This is a genomic window from Olleya sp. Ti.3.14 (assembly GCF_038154885.1).
Lineage (GTDB): Bacteria > Bacteroidota > Bacteroidia > Flavobacteriales > Flavobacteriaceae > Olleya.
The window spans coordinates 309340-328981 of the sequence record NZ_JBAKAO010000002.1 but is presented as its reverse complement, the minus strand read 5'-3'; the positions used below and the strand labels follow the sequence as shown (position 1 = coordinate 328981).

Genomic DNA, 19642 nt, shown 5'->3' with positions numbered 1-19642 from the left:
TATAATCACATAAAATTTTTGCTAATCCGCCAATAGTAAAAGTAATTTTTGCGATTTTCGCAAATTAATAGTAAATTACTACATGTTTCAAACTTCATTTTTAGCTTATTTAAAAGCACAACTGCCAAATAATACTTCTGTAATAGATGCTGTTGCAACTGCGTTAGATATTAGTTATGATGCTGCACATAGACGTGTTAGCTTAAAAAGTAAATTATCTTTAGATGAAAGTGTTGCATTGGCTAAATACTACAATGTGTCATTAGATAGGTTATTTGAAACCACTGCTAATGAGTTTGTAACCATTGAAAAAACGAAGCAAATAGAGAACGAAACAGAATTGCAACACTATTTTGAAGATTCTTATCAGTCTTTATTACCCTTATTAAAGCAAAAGGATAGTACCATATTATATTCGGCTAAGGATATACCGTTATTTTACAATTTAAATGGCGATGCTTTAAGCCAGTTTAAATATTATGTTTGGCTTAAGTTACTAAACCCTAAATTAGCCAGTAAAAGTTTTGATAATTTTGCTACAAGCCCATCTTTAATTGAAGCCGGAAAGCGACTAGGTAGTTTGTATAACACCTTAAACACGCAGGAAGTTTGGGACATTACAACTATTAATAGTACTTTAAAACAAATACATTTTTACTTTCAGGCTGGACAAGTAAGCTCTAAATCTGCATTACAGTTATGTGATTTATTAAAACAATTAATCACATCTATTTTTAATAAATTAACGTCGGAAGACCATCCTTTTTCACTGTATTATAATGAGTTACATTTAATGAATAACAATGTTCTGGTTAGTACGCCTAATAACCAAATGTTATATGTGCCTTTTACTTTGCTATCTTATTATAAAACTGAGGACAGACACACGTGTGAGGAAGCTGAACGCTTTTTAAAAAAGCAGTTACAGAATAGTAAATTATTAAATACTGCTGGAGAAAAAGAACGTAATCGTTTTTTTAATAAACTGTTTAGTAAAATTGACGCTTTAAAGCAACTTATTGCTGCCACACAGCTATTAGATTTTGAGTAAGTCGCAACAGTAAGCGCGTTAAGGATGGAAGTGGCATCCTTTTTTTTTCAAAAAAGATATAACGTACAGCCTGACGCATTTAAGTTTACAAAAAAGCTTAAATGGGTAACGCTAAAAAAATAATTACTAATTTTTGTAACAAAAAGTGGATTGTATACGTATAACTATTGATAGCAAAATATTCACAAAGAAAATAATCACACTTTTTTAGATGAGACAACTTAAAATTACCAAGCAGGTTACTAACCGTGAGACCGCATCGTTAGATAAATATCTACAAGAAATTGGAAAAGTTGACTTAATTACCGCAGATGAAGAGGTAGAATTAGCACAACGTATCAAGGCTGGAGACCAGATTGCACTTGAAAAATTGACTAAAGCTAATTTACGTTTCGTAGTATCGGTAGCTAAGCAATATCAAAACCAAGGGTTAACGCTTCCGGATTTAATAAATGAAGGTAACTTAGGATTAATTAAAGCTGCACAACGTTTTGATGAAACGCGTGGATTTAAATTTATCTCGTATGCTGTTTGGTGGATTAGACAATCTATTTTACAAGCTTTAGCAGAACAATCTAGAATTGTGCGTTTACCGCTTAATAAGATTGGATCTATTAATAAAATAAATAAAACTTTTGCTTTCTTGGAACAAGCGCATGAGCGTCCACCAAGTCCAGAAGAAATTGCTAAGGAATTAGACATGACTATTAACGATGTTAAGGAGTCTATGAAAAATTCTGGTCGTCACGTAAGTATGGATGCGCCTTTAGTTGAAGGTGAAGACTCTAACTTATATGATGTATTAAATTCTGGTGAGTCACCAAATCCAGATCGTGAATTATTACACGAATCTTTACGTACTGAAATTGAGCGTGCTTTAGAAACACTAACGCCTCGTGAAGCTGATGTTATTAGATTATACTTTGGTTTAGGCAACCAACACCCAATGACTTTAGAAGAAATTGGTGAGACTTTTGACCTTACTAGAGAGCGTGTAAGACAAATTAAAGAAAAAGCTATACGTAGATTAAAACATACGTCTAGAAGTAAAATATTAAAAACTTACTTAGGATAAAACTTAAGTTATGGTAACAAACAGTTATTCATAACTGTTCGTTTTTTGATTGATGAAAGAACCCGAAGCTGATTACTTCGGGTTCACTCATTTAAAACACCACAGTATTATTATTTAAATTTTATCACTATATTTATTTATGTTAAAAACCATTTGCTATAAAAGCCAAGCTAATGCTAACCTAAAGTTACTAGAGTTTGAGGCACTATTTAATCAAACTCAGTTAAAAAACAATAGCCATAACATTACAGGTGTTTTAGTTAAAAGAGATGATGTGTTTTTTCAGATACTTGAAGGTAATCCTATAATAATTGACACAGTTTACGAAGAGATTAAAAAGGATCGTAGACACTTTAATATATTAGAACTTTTAAATAAATCCATATCGCAATTAAGTTTTAAATCCTTTGATATTGGCTATGCTGTAATTAAGGATACAGATACACTTTATGGATTACAAAAATTTGTAAGCGATTTACAACAAAACAATATTGAAAATAGTCCACTGTTTTTGCAAATTATTGAAGAGCTACTAAGCGAGCACTAATAAAAAATGTTAGCTTTGTGCAAACAACACAAAACTAAAATAAATGTCTTCTAAATTAATTGCTCCTTCAATGCTTGCTGCCGATTTTGGCAACTTACAGCGCGATACAGAAATGGTTAACAATAGTGATGCCGATTGGTTTCATATAGATGTTATGGACGGTCATTTTGTCCCAAACATATCTTATGGAATGCCAGTAATTGCTGCCATTAAAAAACATGCCACTAAACCATTAGATGTGCATTTGATGATTGAAAAACCAGAACGATATATTGAAGAGTTTGCAAAAGTAGGTGCAGATATTATTACTGTACACCACGAGTCTACTGTACATTTACATCGTACATTAAGACAAATTAAAGATGCTGGCTGTAAAGCTGGTGTTGTCCTTAATATTACTACTCCTGTATCTGTTTTAGAGGATATACTTCCAGAATGCTATATGGTTTTACTTATGTCCATTAATCCTGGTTTTGGAGGTCAAAAGTTTGAAGACGTTACTTACCAACGTGTAAAAAAACTTAGAAAAATGATAGACGAGCAAGGTCTTGATACCAAAATAGAAATTGATGGTGGTGTAACAGATAAAAACATTGAAAAACTAGTTGAAGCTGGTGCAGATGTTTTTGTTGCTGGTAGTCATGTTTTTAAAAGCGAAAATCAAAAAGACGCTATAAAAAACCTAAAAGCTTTAGCTAACGGTTAATTGATATAAAAAAAGGCTCCATAATATGGAGCCTTTTTAATTACTTAATTATTTATTATTAACCCTAAAACTGATTAATTAAGTAATTAATTAAATCTGTAGTAGTAACAATCCCAACCAAAACATTGTTATCTACAACAGGTAATGCATGAAATTCTTTTTTAGACAATAGCTCTGCAACCTCTTTTATTGTTGTACAACTAGACACACTTATTAAATTTTTAGCCATAACTTGCTCAATGGTAAACATATTATATACTACTGTGTCTACATCACTATCCTGTTCATCTGTAGCATCTGCAAAACTAATCCTAAGTAAATCTGTATAACTTAACATTCCAATTATAGCCTCTCCACTAACAACAGGTATATGTCTAATGCTATGAAGCTTAAATAAATTTTCTGCTTTATCTAAATCGTCAGTTGTATTTAAAGTAATGACATTTTTAGTCATTATGTCTGAGACTGGAGTTCTTTTTTTCATGTTATTGGCTTTTAAATTATAGTATTAAAGTTACCTTTTATTAACTTAAAAAAACATGACAAAAGTCAGTAAAAACCTATTTAGTAGCCTTTAAAATTAAAGTTAAGCATTTGCTTAACCTTTTTGTAAAGTTCTGGGAATTGCGCTTTAAAATCTTGTGGTGTTTCAATAAAAGACTCAACAACAACTGCAATAAACTCAAAGTTGTTTTCAAAAGCATATGCCCTAAAATAATTTGAATTTACTAGTTTACTTTTATAAACTGGATTGTCATTAATATAACTTTGCAACTCCTTTAAACCTGTTAAAAATAGAAATGCAGTTACATCGTTTTTAAACTCGGTTTGCAAATAACTTAAGTGTAGTGCGTGTATAAATTCGTGTATACCTAAATTAAGATTATCATCTTCTATTTTATAGCCAATCATAAAATCTTCCCAAGATAATATCACAGCTCTGTAAGCAGGATTAAAATGACCTTTATGGTAGGTCTTATCTAAACTAGAGTAAAAAGTCGTGGGATAAATTAATATTTTATCTACTAATCCGATTTTATAATCTCTATACCCAAAGGTTAGCATTACTGCTGTTGCAGAAACTAAAATACGATGTGTATCATTAATTTCTAAATGCTCTTTACCAACAAACTCGGTATTATTTAAAAATTTATGAAGCCGATGCCTAAAGTAGCCTTGTTCTTTTAAATTAAGTCTTTTATAAAACTTAAAATTACTTTCTAGTATTTGTCTTTGTCCTGGAGTTAAGTCGTTTAATTTAAGATAAAAATGACGGAATAATGGTTTTCTAGCGATATAGTCAATATAAATACTTTCTACCAATTTAAATAACCAAATAGAGCCAGCTATTACCAAAAAGCATACTAACAACACAGACATTACACCTAAGACATATTTGTACACCAATGGGTTTTCGTCTAATTCTACCTTAGCTTGTAATAACATTAATTATTATCTGGTTTTAAAATATTTATTGATAAAATGTAAATTAAAAATAAAGAAAGTGATTTTTATATATTACACGTACTTAAATTAAGATTATTTTTATTGATAATAAAAAAACCAAATCACTATTTCAGAAAACTTGAAACAGCGTTTGGTTTTAATTAAAATTGTGACCTCGAGAGGATTCGAACCTCCAACCCTCAGAGCCGAAATCTGATATTCTATCCAGTTGAACTACGAGGCCCAACTTATGTTTAAGACAACTTAGCCTTAACTATGGTAGATATAGTTTTACCATCTGCTTTTCCAGCTAATTGACCACTAACCATTCCCATGACTTTACCCATGTCTTTCATGCCTTCTGCTCCTGTTTTTGCTATTACGTCATCAACAACTTTAGCGACCTCTTCCTCACTCATAGCTTCTGGTAAAAATTGAGAAATCACTTCAGCCTCAGCTAACTCTGGAGCTGCTAAATCCTCACGTCCTTGTTCTAAAAATATAGCTGCACTGTCCTTACGTTGTTTTACTTGCTTTTGTAAAATCTTAAGCTCTTGCTCTTCTGTTAATTCTTCTTTTGCACCACTTTCTGTCTGAGCTAATAATATAGCTGACTTGACTGCTCTTAAAGCTGTTAAAGCAACTGTATTTTTACTTTTCATTGCCTCTTTTAAGGCTGTCATTATATCTGTAGATAGACTCATTGTATGTATTATTTAATATTTATTACGAAGATAGTTAAAAGTATTTATTTAAGTAGGCTAACTCCAAGTCATGACTAGTTGATAAGCTACAAAAAACCCGAAAAGCTTGAGGGAACTTTCCGGGTCAAAAAATGGATTAATCTAATTGATTATTAATCTACATTGTCATGTAAAAAAGAATTATTACTTCTTAATTGTATGTCGTCATTTTCATCCACACCTAAAGATGTTCTTGAAATATTATTATCTGACGAGTGTTGTCTGTCTTCTAGCTCTAAACCTTGACGTTTATATGCTGGAATCTTTTCTATATCTTCAATTTTTGAGCTATTGAATTTATGATTAAAATTTTTCATTTTCTTTCTACGCTCATCTGCTCTACTTTTTAGTAACTCAGAAATTGGAGTATTCATTGGATCAACTTCAGCATCAATATCAACTTCTAATTCTTGAGCTTCAATTTGTTTTTTCTCAAAAACCACTTCTTTATCAACCTCAACTTTAGCTTCTGACACTTTAGTTGTATTAGTTTCTAGCTCATCGTAGTCGTCTAACGCATATCTAATTTCTCCTGACTGCGAGTTTTCTGTTACTGGAACAACTTCTACAAAATCATTAACTTCTAAGTTGCTGATTTCATCTGTTAAATTCATAATAACAGGTTTTTCTTCTTCCACAACAGGCTCTACTTCTGGCTCTGATAATGGCATATCAAAACTTAAGGTAATTTGTTGTTTCTTTTCTGTCTCTTCAATATGATTAACCTGATCTACTGTAGCACTTGAAGAAGTGATATTAAACTCTTCTGTCTCGTCTATTAAGGCATTAACTTGTGTGTAGTTAACATCGATATTTTTTATTGACTGAGTGGTTTGAACTAAATCTTGATCGTTAAGTGTTGTACTTTTTTGCTTGTTTACTTGCGCGATTTCAAAAGCTGATAATTGGTCATCCGTATCTTCTTCTAAATCTAATGTATGTACAACTGCTTTAGGTGTTTCTTTCTTTTCTTCTAATTCAATACTTGGTAAGATTATCGCAGGCTCTTTTTCTTTTTTGTTTAAATCCTGCTCCATGTTTTGATCATCTTCCAATGCATGGATTACCTTTTTAGTTTCAGTATTAGAAATTTCGTTTTGTTGTTCTACATCAAAACCAGTTGCAATAATTGTTACTGAAATTGACTCTTCTAAATTGTCATCTTCACCAACACCCATTATAATATTTGCACCATGACCAGCTTCGTTTTGAATATGGTCATTGATTTCTCCAATTTCATCAATAGTAATTTCTTGAGCACCAGAAACGATTAGCAACAATACGTTTTTGGCTCCAGTGATTTTATTATCGTTTAATAAAGGTGAATCTAATGCTTTAGAAATCGCTTCGTGCGCACGATTTTGACCTGATGCTGAGGCAGATCCCATAATAGCAGTTCCGCTATTACTAAGTACTGTTTTAGCATCACGTAAATCGATGTTTTGTGTGTAGTGATGTGTAATTACCTCTGCAATACCACGTGCTGCAGTAGATAAGACCTCGTCTGCTTTAGAAAAACCAGCTTTAAATCCTAGGTTACCATATACTTCACGTAGTTTGTTGTTGTTAATTACAACTAAACTATCTACTTCTTTACGTAATTTTTCAATTCCTTCTTGGGCTTGAGCATTTCGCATTTTACCTTCAAACTGAAAAGGCATTGTTACAATACCAACGGTTAAGATATCTAAATCTTTAGCCATTTTTGCTATGATTGGAGCTGCACCTGTACCAGTACCTCCACCCATTCCGGCTGTTATAAATATCATTTTTGTGTTAGTATCTAACATGCGTTGTAAATCATCAAAACTCTCTACAGCTGATTGCTCTCCTACGTCTGGATTTGCTCCTGCACCTAATCCTTCTGTTAAGTTTAAACCTAATTGGATTTTGTTTGGTACACCACTGTTTTGAAGTGCTTGTGCATCTGTATTACAAATGACAAAATCTACACCTTTTATTCCTTGAAGAAACATGTGGTTTATGGCATTACTACCTCCTCCACCTACACCAATGACTTTAATGACATTAGATTGGTTTTTTGGTAAGTCAAATGCTATGTTTTCGAATTCGTTGTTGCTGCTCATAAATTCTATTTTACTGGATCAATTATTATTTTTTAGCGATACATACATCGCTTAGTATTCTTATATATTTATTATTCTGCGTTATCCAAAAAGTCTTTTACTCTTTCTGTTAACGTATCTAAAAACGACTTGCGTTGTTTTTTAGGTGGTTCAATTTTTTCTACTTCTGACACTTCTTCGTTTGCAATTTCTTGTGCTTGAATTTCTTCTTCAATCACTGCTTCTGCTTTTTTGCGGTCTTGACGTTTTAATCCGTCCATAACTAATCCTACTGCTGTTGCAAATAAAGGACTGGTTATTGCGTCATCACTATCTCCTGCAAGATGCTCGTTTGGATAGCCTATTCTGGTATCCATACCTGTTATATATTCTACCAGTTGCTTTAAATGTTTTAACTGGCTTCCTCCTCCTGTTAAAACGATTCCTGCGATTAGTTTCTTTTTTTGTTCTTCGTGACCGTAATTTTTGATCTCGACGTACACTTGCTCAATAATCTCTACAACTCTTGCATGGATTATTTTAGATAAGTTTTTTAAAGTTATCTCTTTAGGGTCACGTCCTCTTAATCCTGGAATTGAGACAATTTCATTGTCTTTATTTTCTCCTGGCCAAGTACTACCAAATTTTATTTTTAAAAGTTCGGCTTGTTTTTCAATAATGGAACAACCTTCTTTTATGTCCTCTGTTATTACATTTCCTCCAAAAGGAATAACTGCTGTATGACGTATGATTCCGTCTCTAAAAATAGCTAAGTCTGTTGTACCACCTCCTATATCGATTAATGCTACTCCTGCTTCTTTTTCTTCTTGACTTAATACTGCATTGGCACTAGCTAGAGGCTCTAAAGTAATTCCTTCTAATGCTAATCCTGCACTTTGCACGCATCGTCCTATGTTTCGGATAGAAGATACTTGACCTACTACAACATGAAAGTTGGCCTCTAAACGACCACCATACATACCGATAGGCTCTTTAATTTCGGCTTGACCGTCAATTTTATATTCTTGAGGCAACACATGGATAATTTCTTCTCCTGGTAGCATTACCAATTTGTGTACTTGATTGATTAAACGCTCTATATCCTCCTCGTCAATAACAGTCTCGCTGTTTGGTCTAGTGATATAATCGCTATGTTGTAAACTTCTAATATGTTGTCCTGCAATACCTACTGTAACACCTTCAATTTTTGTTGCTGCTGCAGCTTCTGCCTCGTTGATGGCTAACTGTATAGATTGTATGGTTTGCGTTATGTTATTTACTACACCACGATGCACACCCAAGCTTTTAGACTTACCTATGCCTAAAATTTCGACTTTACCATATTCGTTTTTACGACCAATCATAGCCACAATTTTTGTGGTTCCTATGTCTAATCCTACTGCAATGTTTTGTTCCATAACTTATGCTTTTGTGCATACAACTTGATTACCAAATTGTAAGTTTACTATACTGTAATTATCTAAAGCTTTATCTTTTGTAGCCTTTAAGTAAAAAGCCTTTAGATTATTAATTTTTTTGTCCAACTGTTCTAAACTGCCTAATTTGACTACAAAATTACACTGTCTTAACTTAAGATTAATTGTACTGTTTTTATTTTGATGAATTTGCACCACATGCGTCTTCAAAAACGTGTCTTCTTGAATTTTTGTTGCTATGGTATAAACCTTTTCTAAATCTTTTTTATTGACAAAACCGGTTACCATTGGTACACGCTCTGTGTAGTTATTTGATAGTGGCATGTAGCCACCATTGCTATCTACATAAAAAGATGCGTCTGTTACCACTCTGGCAATAGGCGTTTTTTGTTTTACTTTGGCTGTTAACTTACCTGTCACACTAACGTAAACATCTGCAAACTCGACAATTGGATTTGCATTTAGGGTTGTCTCTAACAAATTCAAATCTAAAATTTCTTTGGACTTGTTGGTTACACTTTGTTGATTTTGTATTAACAACTTACTAACATCTTCATGCGTGATAAATAGGTTTTTATTTCCTATAAATTCTATGTTAGGTTTTGATACTAATCTTTTACCACTTCTTGCTGAAGAGAAGGCATACAAAAATACTACTAAACCTAGTAGTAATCCCATTTTTATATAGCTCCAATTAGCTTTCATTTAATAATTCTGTTTTAATTTTTGATACTTCTGCACCAATATCTCCTGCTCCAATGGTCAACACTATTCTAGCATTACTTGCTTTAATATGCTGAATCATTGTTTGTTTAGTGACTAATTTTTTGTTTTTATTGTCAATCATACCTAATAACCAGTCCGACGTTACGCCTTCTATTGGTAATTCTCTTGCTGGATAGATGTCTAAAAGCAAGATTTGATCAAACTGTGCTAAACTTTTTGCAAAGTCTTGTGCAAAATCTTTAGTTCTTGAAAAAAGATGAGGCTGAAATACTGCAACAACCTTATCATTTGGATACATCTCTCTGACTGCTTGATGTACTGCATTTATCTCTTCTGGATGATGCGCATAGTCATCTATAAAAACGATGTCATTTGTCTTAATTTGATATGTAAATCTGCGCTTAACACCTTTATAAGTCGCTAATGCTTTTATTAGTTGGTCTTGAGGCAATCCATACTCTAATGACATTGCTAAAGCAACTAAAGCATTTGACAAATTATGTCTACCAGGTAGATTAAATTTAAATTGCTTTACTACCGTTTTTGGCGTTTTAACATCAAAAACATAAGCACCATCTTTAATGGTTATATTTTGTGCAGAATAGTCTGCGTTATCTTCAATACCGTAGGTAATTCCATTTAATGGCAATCCGTTTTTAACAAACAATTTACCGTTAGGTTTTAGCTTTTTAGTGAAATCTTCAAACGTTTTTATTAACTCTGAAGCGTCACCATATATATCTAAATGATCTGCATCCATGGATGTAATACATGCCATATCTGGACTTAAAGTAAGGAAGGATCTATCAAACTCATCTGCTTCTACAACGCTTACTTTATCACCATTTAATATAAGATTAGAATTATAATTCTCACTTATACCACCTAAGAATGCAGTTAACTTTACGTCACACTCATTTAGTAAATGCCCTAATATACTTGTTGTAGTTGTTTTACCGTGTGTACCAGCAACTGCTAAACAAAACGAATGCTCTGTAATTAAACCTAAAACCTCAGATCGCTTAAGCACTTTAAATGTATTATCTAAAAAATAGTTTAATTGCACATGGTTTTTAGGCACTGCAGGCGTATAAACTATTAACGTTGTTTCTGGATTTAAATAATGAGATTCTAAATTACTAATATCGTCTTTGAAAGTTACAGAAACACCTAAAGCAACTAAACTATCTGTAATATCTGTTTTTGTTTTATCATAACCACCAACCTGTTTACCATTAGCATTAAAATAACGCGCAATAGCAGACATACCAATACCTCCAATACCGATAAAATAGATGTTATGTATGTTGTTTAAGTTCATTATTTATTTAATAGTTTTTCAACTTCGTCAGCTATATCCTTAGTTGCATTTACTAATGCTAATTTTTTAATATTTTGACTTAACTCTTCTTGTTTTTCTTTAGAAGCTACTAATTGTCCAAATTTATTTTTAAAGTCAACTTTTAAATCTTCTTGAGCAATTAATAGTGCTGCGTTTTCTTTAACTATGGCATTTGCATTTTTAGTCTGATGGTCTTCTGCAACGTATGGAGAAGGCACAAATACAACCGGTTTTCCAACAATACACAACTCGCTTACCGATCCTGCTCCTGCACGTGATATTATAAAATCTGCTGCAGCATATGCATAATCCATTTTATTAATAAACTCATGGACTTGTACATGTTTTGTGTTACCGTATAACTTGTACGTTTGATAATACAACTTACCACATTGCCATATTACTTGGACGTTTAGTGTTTGTAAAAAATCAAGCTCATCAACCATCAACTCGTTAATTGCTTTTGCACCTAAGCTTCCGCCTAAAACTAATAAGGTTTGCTTACCTTCAATTAAATTAAAATACTTAATCGCTTCTGCTCTTTTAGAAGAAATATCCAATAAATCTTGTCTAACAGGATTACCCGTTTTGATAATCTTTTCTGAAGGAAAAAATCGCTCTAAACCATTATAAGCAACGCATACTTTGGCTACTTTTTTAGACAATAATTTGTTAGTTATTCCTGGGTAAGAATTTTGCTCTTGAATTAAGCTTGGAATGCCTTTTAAAGCAGCAACATGTAACAATGGACCGCTAGCAAAACCACCTGTACCAATAGCTACATCTGGCTTAAATTGATTGATTATTTTTTTTGCATTCCATAAACTACTAATTAGTTTAAATGGAAACATCATATTTTTAAGCGTTAATTGACGCTGAATTCCTGTAATCCATAATCCTTTAATTTGGTAGCCAGCTTGTGGCACCTTCTCCATCTCCATTCTATCTTTTGCACCAACAAATAAGAATTCTGATTCTGGATAGCGCAACTTCAACTCGTTAGCAATTGCAATTGCAGGATAGATATGGCCTCCTGTGCCTCCACCTGATAAAATTATCTTATATGCTTTATTTGTATTACTCACTTTACTTTTTAAACTACGTATTGAAAATAGATTTAGCCTATATTTTTTTAAAATTAATCTTCTAATGTTTCCGATAAGATATCTAACGGATTTGTGTCATCAGAATCTTTTTCTTTTTTTATAATTTCTTCTCGTTTTGCACTTACACTTAAAATTATTCCTATTGCCAAACACGTCATCCATATACTTGTTCCTCCACTACTAACCAATGGTAATGTTTGCCCTGTTACAGGAAACAACTCTACAGCCACAGCCATATTAATCATAGCCTGAAAAATGATAGGCAAACCAACTCCTAGCACTAATAATTTTCCAAAAACGGTATCGGCTTTTTGTGCAACAATTATAATTCTAAATAATAACCACATGTATAAAATCATCAATGCTAATCCACCAATTAAACCATATTCTTCAACAATAATGGCGTAAATAAAATCGGAAGAGGATTGAGGTAAAAAGTTTTTTTGAATACTTTTTCCTGAACCAACACCTACGATACCTCCTGAGGCTATTGCAATTTTAGCTTTTTCTATTTGATAATCTTCTTCTGAATCTTCACCATTAAAAAAACTGTCAATCCTACTCATCCATGTATCAACACGATTTGGCATTGCATCTGGAAATGCTTTAGCCACCAATATAAACATGGTTAACCCAACGATACCTGCAAAACCCATTGCTATTAAATATCTAAGAGGATAACCTCCTAAAAACAACAAAGCACTAGTCATTACAAAAATTATTGCTGTAGTCGAAAAGTTTGATGGCAATATCAATGCCAAAATTATAAAAATTGGAACCCATAAGGGTAAAACAGACTCTTTAAAAGTTATTGTTTTATCTTTAATTTTAGACAGGTACCTAGCAATGTACACCATTAAAACAACAGCTGCCAACGTTGATGTTTGAAATGACATATTTACAAACGGAATCCTTATCCAACGACTAGCATTGGCACCATCAATCGTAGTCCCTTGAAGAATTGTTAAAATTAACAATACAAATACAATAGGCATCATGACCATTGATAATCCCCTAAAATAACGATAAGGGATTTTATGCACTCCGTACATAATTGAAAAACCTAAAAACAAGTGCATTAAATGCTTAATAAAAAAACCAAAGGTATTACCGTCTCCACCAATATATGCCAAATTACTTGCAGCACTATATACTGGTAAAAACGAAAATATAGCTAATAGCGCAGAAATTGCCCATATTAATTTATCGCCTTTTATATTATTTATTATTGTGTTTTGCATTTACTTATTTAGTACTAACTAGATTTTAAACAACTTGATATAATATTAAAGGTTTCTTACAGCTTCTTTAAACTGTCGACCTCTATCTTCATAATTTTCAAATAAATCAAAGCTTGCACATGCGGGAGACAACAACACACTATCTCCAGCCTCTGCCAACTTGTAAGCTATTTTAACAGCTTCACTCATAAACTGTGTTTCAACAATAACATCAACCATTTTACCAAAGCTTGCCAACAGCTTTTCGTTATCAACACCAAGACAAATGATAGCCTTAACCTTTTCGTTAATAAGTGGATATAATTCTTGATAATTATTCCCTTTATCTACACCTCCAACAATCCATACCGTAGGAGACTCCATGCTATCTAAAGCAAAATAAGTCGCGTTTACATTGGTAGCTTTAGAGTCGTTTATGTACTGCACTTTATTAATTTTAAGTACATTTTCTAAACGATGCTCAACACCTTGAAAATTTTCTAAACTTTCGCGTATTGTTTGTTTTCTAATTTGTAATAAATGCGCTACTGTTGAAGCAGCCATAGCATTTTTAGTATTGTGTTTTCCTTCTAGAGCGATATTTTTTGTTGGCATAATTATCTGATTATTATCAATTGTTATTATAATGTTGTCTTGATCCAAATACGCACCATTTTCTATTGTTTTAGTTAACGAAAACGGTAATAATGTAGCTTGAATGTTATTGTTATTTATATACTGCAAAATCACCTCATCATCTGCATCATATATTAAGTAATCTTCTTTTGTTTGATTTTGGGTAATCTTAAATTTTGAAGCGATATAATTTTCAAACTTATAATCATATCTATCCAAATGATCTGGAACTATATTGGTAATTACTGCAATATTTGGCTTAAAATTGATGCAACCATCTAATTGAAAGCTACTAATCTCTAAAACATAATTTTTGTAATTATGTTCCAAAACTTGTTTTGCAAAACTATCTCCAATATTACCTGCCAACCCAACGTCCAACTCTTGTTTTAACACATGATGTGTTAACATAGCTGTTGTTGTTTTACCATTACTACCTGTTATAGCCACAATGGTTGCGTTGGTAAATTGAGTTGCAAACTCGATTTCTGAAATTACAGGCACTCCTTTATTAATAAGTGCTTTAACTATTGCCACTTTTTCAGGAATTCCTGGGCTTTTCATAACAAGATCAGCTTCTAAAATTTTATTATCTGAATGCTGCTCTTCCTCCCATTCAATCTCATTATATATAAGAACTTGCTTGTACTTTTCTTTTATTTTTCCTTTATCAGAAACAAATACTGCGTAGTCATTTGCCTTTCCTAAAAGCGCTGTACCAACACCACTTTCTCCACCTCCTAATATGACTAGTTTTTGTTTTTTCATTTATATTTTAACGTATAGACTTTATTAATTTAAGTCTTAGCTTTTATCTTAACTTTAATGTTACTATCGACAGTATTGCAAGAAAAATTCCAACAATCCAAAAGCGAGTTACTATTTTACTTTCGTGATAGCCCTTTTTTTGATAGTGATGATGCAAAGGAGACATTAAAAATATGCGTCGTCCTTCTCCATATTTTTTACGTGTAAATTTGAAATAACTAACTTGTAAAATTACAGACAAAGATTCAGCGAAAAAGATTCCGCATAACACAGGAATCAACAACTCTTTTCTTACTGCTATTGCTATTACAGCGATAACACCACCTATTGTCAAACTACCTGTGTCTCCCATAAATACTTGAGCAGGATATGTATTGTACCATAAAAACCCGATTAATGCTCCGACAAAAGCAGCTATAAACACAACCATTTCACCCAGTCGTGGTATAAACATAACATTGAGATAATCTGAAAAAACGATGTTACCAGAGATAAAAGCAAATATTGCTAGTACAAAGACTATAATTGCCGAACTACCTGCTGCTAACCCATCGATGCCATCCGTTAAATTAGCACCATTAGAAACTGCTGTGATTATAAATATTACTATTGGTATAAACACCAACCATGCATATTTAGCATAATCTTCTCCCATCCACGTCACCAAATTTGAATAATCAAACTCATTATCTTTTACAAAAGGAATGGTTGTTTTTAGCGACTGCTCCTCCACATTAAATTCTCTTTCAGAACTTTGAGTTATTAATTCTGTTTCAAAAACTGGATTAACTTTTTCTGTTTTGATAGTAATTCCTGGATGGAAATACATTATCGAACCAACAAATAACCCTAAACCCACTTGCCCTAACACTTTAAACTTTCCGCTAAGGCCTTTTTTATCTTTTTTAAACACTTTTATATAGTCATCTGTAAATCCAACTGCTCCCATCCATAACATGGTTACAATTAACATGATGACATATATATTATCCAATCTAGCTAGTAATAGTACAGGCAATAACGTAGCTAGAATTATAATAATCCCACCCATTGTTGGTGTGCCTGCTTTTTCTAACTGTCCATCTAAACCTAAATCTCTAACCGACTCTCCTACTTGCTTTTTTTGTAGCGCTACAATAATACGCTTACCAAATATTGTAGAAAATAACAATGATAAAATAATAGCCAGAGCTGCCCTAAATGTGATAAATTGAAACACACTAGCACCAGGAAATTGGTAGTTTTTTTCTAAAAATTCAAATAAGTAGTATAACATTTATATTGCTTTTTTATTTAGCTAAACCGTTTTAAATGGTGTTACGTTTAGCTTAACTTCAATTATTATTTTTGTAATTGTTTTAAAAAATCCTGAACTATTTTAAAATCGTCAAAATCATGGCGTTTTCCATTTACCTCTTGATAGGTTTCATGTCCTTTACCTGCTATTAAAATAATATCGTTAGGGTTTGCTAACTGACAAGCTGTTTTAATAGCTTGTTTTCTATCCACAATTGACATTGTTTTTTTAAAGTTTTGAGGCTCGACACCCTTTTCAATATCTTCAATAATAACTTCTGGCACTTCTGTACGCGGATTATCACTTGTAAAAATAACTTTAGTACTAAGCGCTGAAGCTATGTGACCCATTTTGGGACGCTTAGTTTTATCCCTATCTCCACCACAACCAACCACAGTAATTACATCTTCATTTTTGGTTCTGATATCGTTAATAGTTTCTAAAACATTTTGTAATGCATCTGGTGTATGAGCATAATCTACAATTGCAGTTATTTTTTGGTCAGAAATTAAAAATTGAAAACGTCCGCTTACACTCTCTAACTCACTTATCAACCTTAAAGTTTCTTCTTTTTCCAATCCTAAAAGTTCTGCAGTAGCAAAAATTGCCAGGATATTATAAGCATTAAAGTTCCCGATTAGTCTAACCCAAACCTCATTATCATTAAGCTTTAATAACAAACCATTAAACTGATTTTCTAAAATCTGAGCCTTATAATCTGCAAAACTTTTTAAAGCGTAAGTATATTGTTTTGCTTTAGTGTTTTGAAGCATTACACTTCCGTTTTTATCATCACCATTTGTTAATGCAAATGCTGTTTTAGGCAATTCGTCAAAAAATCTTTTTTTAACATCTCTATATTCAGCAAACGTATCGTGATAGTCCAAATGATCATGAGAAAGGTTTGTAAATATTCCGCCTTCAAACGTTAATCCTAATGTTCTATTTTGATGTATTCCATGAGAACTGACTTCCATAAAGCAAAACTCAACACCTTCATCATTCATTTGCTTTAAGTACCTATTGATAGTTAAAGAATCTGGTGTAGTATGCGTTGCAGAAAACTCCTGATTATCCACCATAATTTTTACTGTTGAAAGCAAACCAACTTTATATCCTGCTTTTTTAAACAATTGATACAAAAGCGAGGCAATCGTGGTTTTTCCATTGGTACCTGTTACACCAACTAACTTTAAGTTATCTGAAGGATTACCATAAAAATTTGAAGCCATTATTGCTAAAGCTGCACTTGAGTCATCCACTTTAACATAAGTAACTCCAGCTTTAGTCACACTTGGAAACTCTTCACAAACAACAGCTATTGCGCCTTGTTGGATTGCACTTTCAATATACTGATGTCCATCTGTAAGACTACCTTTGACAGCCACAAAAACATCGTTAATTGCTACATTACGAGAATTAAAATGAATATTGCGCACTAAGATATTTGTACTTCCTACAACTGCATCTAGCGTTACTTTATATAATATGTCTTTTAATGAAATCACGAGGCCTCTAAAACTATAGTTTGATTATCTTTTAATTTGGTGTTTTTATTAACTGACTGACTTTTTACAGTCCCTTGACCTTGACATTTAACATTTACTTTTACGTTCATGTTTTCTAACAAAGCCATAGCATCCATAACAGGTAATCCTGTTACATCTGGCATAATTGTTTTATAAGTATTTGCTATTTTATAATAGCTTTCATACTCTTTCTCTACTTTTACATCCTTAACATTTAGTGATGCTACTTGATCAATTAATGGCGTATCTGTAAATATTTTTTGAGCTATTTTTTTAAACACTGGACCAGAAACATCAGCACCATAAAATCCTTTTTTAACACTAGGCTTATGGATCACTACAATACACGAATATTTAGGTTTGTCCACTGGAAAATATCCAGCAAACGAAGAAATGTAACGTGGATTTTTTGCCCAATCATCCATCCAATATTCTACCCTTGCAGTTCCTGTTTTACCACACATAGAAAAATAGTCCGAGTACAATGATCTACCTGTCCCTTTTACAACCACATTTTTAAGCATTTCTTGAGCTGCGCGTAAGGTCTTGTCTGAACATATTTTTTCATTGATAATAGTTTTATCAAAAACCTCTATTTGCTTATTTAAATCCCTTACCTCTCTAATAAATCTTGGTTTAACCATAACACCATTATTTGCAACAGCATTATAAAATGTTAAAGTTTGTAAAGGTGTGATTTTAAGATTATAACCATAAGCAATAGACGGTAAAGCGTTACGACTCCATTTACCATCTCCTGGTCTAGGAATCATTGGTTGCCCTTCACCTTTTATAGAAATCCCTAATTTTTTATCTAAATTCCAGTTACTTAAAATATCTATAAAACGGTTTGGATCTTTTGCATAAGCATTATCTACAATTGTTGCTATCCCAATATTAGAGGACACTTCAAATGCTCTGGCTGCAGATATCTTTCCATTACCATGAGAATCTTTTATACCTCTACCATAAAACACCTTATAACCATTTCCCGTATCAATAACATCTGACGTATCAATTTTGTTATCTTCCAGAGCAGCCATTAAAGCCATAAGCTTAAAAGTAGATCCAGGCTCATGCGCTTCGTAAACCGCATAGTTTCTTTTTTCCCAATAATGACCTGATGCTGTTTTACCTAAATTTGAAATAGCTCTAATTTCACCTGTTTCAACTTCCATCACCACAACTGTTCCATGCTCTGCTTGATACAACTCTAATTGCTCCAGTAATGCATGATGCGCAATATCTTGTATATTAACATCAATAGTAGTATACACATCAAACCCATCTTTAGGCTCTACTTGATCGTAATCTAAAATAGGTTTCCATTGTCCTTTACCTATTTTTTGTTTTAGACGCTTACCATCTTTTCCTCTTAAATAATCGACACCAAAAGCACCATCAATACCTGCTCTAGTCACATTACCTTCGTCATCAGTACGCTCATAACCAATAGTCCTTTGCGCAACTTCACCCAACGGATGTTCTCTTTTAACTTTCTGTTCTACTATTAAACCACCTTTAAAAGCTCCTAATTTTAATAAAGGAAATTCTCTAAATTTCAAATACTCCGAGTAGCCAATATTTCTAGCTAATAAAAAATAACGATTTTTATTAGCTCTAGCTTTTCCTAATTCTTTTTGATAAAAACTTGAAGGTTTACCTGTATAGTTTGATAAGGCATCACTTAATGGTTTTAAGTTAGCTTTAAAGTTTTTGTCTGAAGGTGTAATGGCATCAAACAAGATATCATACTTAGGTATTGATGTTGCCAACAAACTACCATCTGCAGAATAAACGTTACCTCTGTTTGCTGGAATAACAACGTCCTTAATAGCACGCTTATCTGCCAAAGCCCTATACTTATCACCTTGCACAACCTGAATGGTTAACAATTTTCCAACCACAAGCAGCCCAAAGATGAACATACATCCTGCGACAAAATATA

The 19642-nt window shown here is 32.6% G+C and carries 17 protein-coding genes and 1 tRNA gene; 4 read left to right on the top strand and 14 right to left on the bottom strand.

Going from position 1 to position 19642, the window contains the following annotated elements:
- Positions 1-82: 82 nt before the first annotated feature.
- The 4 genes from V6251_RS05645 to rpe all read left to right on the top strand — a co-directional run bounded on the left by V6251_RS05645 (position 83) and on the right by rpe (position 3379).
- Positions 83-1051, top strand: coding sequence for a hypothetical protein (locus tag V6251_RS05645; RefSeq protein WP_341587373.1), 969 nt, complete (start codon positions 83-85; stop codon positions 1049-1051).
- 211 nt (positions 1052-1262) lie between these two features.
- Positions 1263-2126 carry a sigma-70 family RNA polymerase sigma factor gene (locus V6251_RS05640; RefSeq protein WP_038527047.1) on the top strand — a complete coding sequence of 288 codons (864 nt, stop codon included), beginning with the start codon at positions 1263-1265 and terminating at the stop codon, positions 2124-2126.
- Positions 2127-2265: 139 nt separating this feature from the next.
- Positions 2266-2673 (top strand): BLUF domain-containing protein, encoded by a 408-nt coding sequence (locus V6251_RS05635; RefSeq protein WP_341587372.1) that lies wholly within the window; start codon positions 2266-2268, stop codon positions 2671-2673.
- 43 nt (positions 2674-2716) lie between these two features.
- Positions 2717-3379: a ribulose-phosphate 3-epimerase gene (rpe, locus tag V6251_RS05630; RefSeq protein ID WP_099568010.1), complete on the top strand. Its 663-nt coding sequence runs from the start codon at positions 2717-2719 to the stop codon at positions 3377-3379.
- Between the two features lie 64 nt (positions 3380-3443).
- On the opposite strand, the gene V6251_RS05625 is transcribed toward rpe, so the two are convergent.
- The 14 genes from V6251_RS05625 to V6251_RS05560 all read right to left on the bottom strand — a co-directional run bounded on the left by V6251_RS05625 (position 3444) and on the right by V6251_RS05560 (position 19622).
- Positions 3444-3863 (bottom strand): CBS domain-containing protein, encoded by a 420-nt coding sequence (locus V6251_RS05625; protein WP_341587371.1) that lies wholly within the window; start codon positions 3861-3863, stop codon positions 3444-3446.
- Positions 3864-3943: 80 nt separating this feature from the next.
- Positions 3944-4825, bottom strand: coding sequence for a zinc-dependent peptidase (locus tag V6251_RS05620; RefSeq protein WP_341587370.1), 882 nt, complete (start codon positions 4823-4825; stop codon positions 3944-3946).
- A gap of 170 nt (positions 4826-4995) precedes the next feature.
- A tRNA-Arg gene (locus V6251_RS05615) sits at positions 4996-5069 on the bottom strand.
- Between the two features lie 10 nt (positions 5070-5079).
- Positions 5080-5529 carry a GatB/YqeY domain-containing protein gene (locus V6251_RS05610; protein WP_341587369.1) on the bottom strand — a complete coding sequence of 150 codons (450 nt, stop codon included), beginning with the start codon at positions 5527-5529 and terminating at the stop codon, positions 5080-5082.
- Between the two features lie 152 nt (positions 5530-5681).
- Positions 5682-7655 carry a cell division protein FtsZ gene (ftsZ, locus tag V6251_RS05605; protein ID WP_341587368.1) on the bottom strand — a complete coding sequence of 658 codons (1974 nt, stop codon included), beginning with the start codon at positions 7653-7655 and terminating at the stop codon, positions 5682-5684.
- A gap of 71 nt (positions 7656-7726) precedes the next feature.
- Positions 7727-9052 carry a cell division protein FtsA gene (gene ftsA / locus V6251_RS05600; RefSeq protein ID WP_341587367.1) on the bottom strand — a complete coding sequence of 442 codons (1326 nt, stop codon included), beginning with the start codon at positions 9050-9052 and terminating at the stop codon, positions 7727-7729.
- Between the two features lie 3 nt (positions 9053-9055).
- The gene (locus V6251_RS05595; RefSeq protein ID WP_145006118.1) at positions 9056-9775 is read right to left on the bottom strand and encodes a cell division protein FtsQ/DivIB; all 720 of its coding nucleotides are present in this window, start codon (positions 9773-9775) and stop codon (positions 9056-9058) included.
- Positions 9765-11117, bottom strand: coding sequence for a UDP-N-acetylmuramate--L-alanine ligase (murC, locus tag V6251_RS05590; RefSeq protein WP_341587366.1), 1353 nt, complete (start codon positions 11115-11117; stop codon positions 9765-9767). Before murC ends, V6251_RS05595 begins: the two co-directional genes overlap by 11 nt.
- Positions 11117-12223, bottom strand: coding sequence for an undecaprenyldiphospho-muramoylpentapeptide beta-N-acetylglucosaminyltransferase (gene murG, locus V6251_RS05585; RefSeq protein WP_341587365.1), 1107 nt, complete (start codon positions 12221-12223; stop codon positions 11117-11119). Before murG ends, murC begins: the two co-directional genes overlap by 1 nt.
- A 53-nt stretch (positions 12224-12276) precedes the next feature.
- Positions 12277-13485 carry an FtsW/RodA/SpoVE family cell cycle protein gene (locus tag V6251_RS05580; protein ID WP_341587364.1) on the bottom strand — a complete coding sequence of 403 codons (1209 nt, stop codon included), beginning with the start codon at positions 13483-13485 and terminating at the stop codon, positions 12277-12279.
- Between the two features lie 45 nt (positions 13486-13530).
- Positions 13531-14868 (bottom strand): UDP-N-acetylmuramoyl-L-alanine--D-glutamate ligase, encoded by a 1338-nt coding sequence (gene murD / locus V6251_RS05575; protein ID WP_341587363.1) that lies wholly within the window; start codon positions 14866-14868, stop codon positions 13531-13533.
- A gap of 43 nt (positions 14869-14911) precedes the next feature.
- Complete coding sequence (gene mraY / locus V6251_RS05570; protein WP_341587362.1) at positions 14912-16144, bottom strand: phospho-N-acetylmuramoyl-pentapeptide-transferase; 1233 nt, start codon at positions 16142-16144, stop codon at positions 14912-14914.
- Between the two features lie 65 nt (positions 16145-16209).
- Positions 16210-17673, bottom strand: coding sequence for a UDP-N-acetylmuramoyl-L-alanyl-D-glutamate--2,6-diaminopimelate ligase (locus V6251_RS05565; protein ID WP_341587361.1), 1464 nt, complete (start codon positions 17671-17673; stop codon positions 16210-16212).
- A complete protein-coding gene (locus tag V6251_RS05560) occupies positions 17670-19622 on the bottom strand; it encodes a penicillin-binding protein (RefSeq protein WP_341587439.1) in 1953 nt (650 codons plus the stop codon). The genes V6251_RS05565 and V6251_RS05560 overlap by 4 nt, the downstream gene beginning before the upstream one ends.
- Positions 19623-19642: the final 20 nt, after the last annotated feature.

Bases quoted from the DNA above. Each gene is read 5' to 3' on its own strand.
- V6251_RS05640 (WP_038527047.1), top strand. From the start codon at position 1,263: ATGAGACAACTTAAAATTACCAAGCAGGTTACTAACCGTGAGACCGCA.
- murC (WP_341587366.1), bottom strand. From the start codon at position 11,117: ATGAACTTAAACAACATACATAACATCTATTTTATCGGTATTGGAGGT.
- ftsZ (WP_341587368.1), bottom strand. From the start codon at position 7,655: ATGAGCAGCAACAACGAATTCGAAAACATAGCATTTGACTTACCAAAA.
- V6251_RS05560 (WP_341587439.1), bottom strand. From the start codon at position 19,622: ATGTTCATCTTTGGGCTGCTTGTGGTTGGAAAATTGTTAACCATTCAG.
- V6251_RS05595 (WP_145006118.1), bottom strand. From the start codon at position 9,775: ATGAAAGCTAATTGGAGCTATATAAAAATGGGATTACTACTAGGTTTA.
- V6251_RS05645 (WP_341587373.1), top strand. From the start codon at position 83: ATGTTTCAAACTTCATTTTTAGCTTATTTAAAAGCACAACTGCCAAAT.
- V6251_RS05620 (WP_341587370.1), bottom strand. From the start codon at position 4,825: ATGTTATTACAAGCTAAGGTAGAATTAGACGAAAACCCATTGGTGTAC.
- rpe (WP_099568010.1), top strand. From the start codon at position 2,717: ATGTCTTCTAAATTAATTGCTCCTTCAATGCTTGCTGCCGATTTTGGC.
- mraY (WP_341587362.1), bottom strand. From the start codon at position 16,144: ATGTTATACTACTTATTTGAATTTTTAGAAAAAAACTACCAATTTCCT.
- V6251_RS05580 (WP_341587364.1), bottom strand. From the start codon at position 13,485: ATGCAAAACACAATAATAAATAATATAAAAGGCGATAAATTAATATGG.
- murD (WP_341587363.1), bottom strand. From the start codon at position 14,868: ATGAAAAAACAAAAACTAGTCATATTAGGAGGTGGAGAAAGTGGTGTT.
- V6251_RS05635 (WP_341587372.1), top strand. From the start codon at position 2,266: ATGTTAAAAACCATTTGCTATAAAAGCCAAGCTAATGCTAACCTAAAG.
- V6251_RS05610 (WP_341587369.1), bottom strand. From the start codon at position 5,529: ATGAGTCTATCTACAGATATAATGACAGCCTTAAAAGAGGCAATGAAA.
- V6251_RS05625 (WP_341587371.1), bottom strand. From the start codon at position 3,863: ATGAAAAAAAGAACTCCAGTCTCAGACATAATGACTAAAAATGTCATT.
- ftsA (WP_341587367.1), bottom strand. From the start codon at position 9,052: ATGGAACAAAACATTGCAGTAGGATTAGACATAGGAACCACAAAAATT.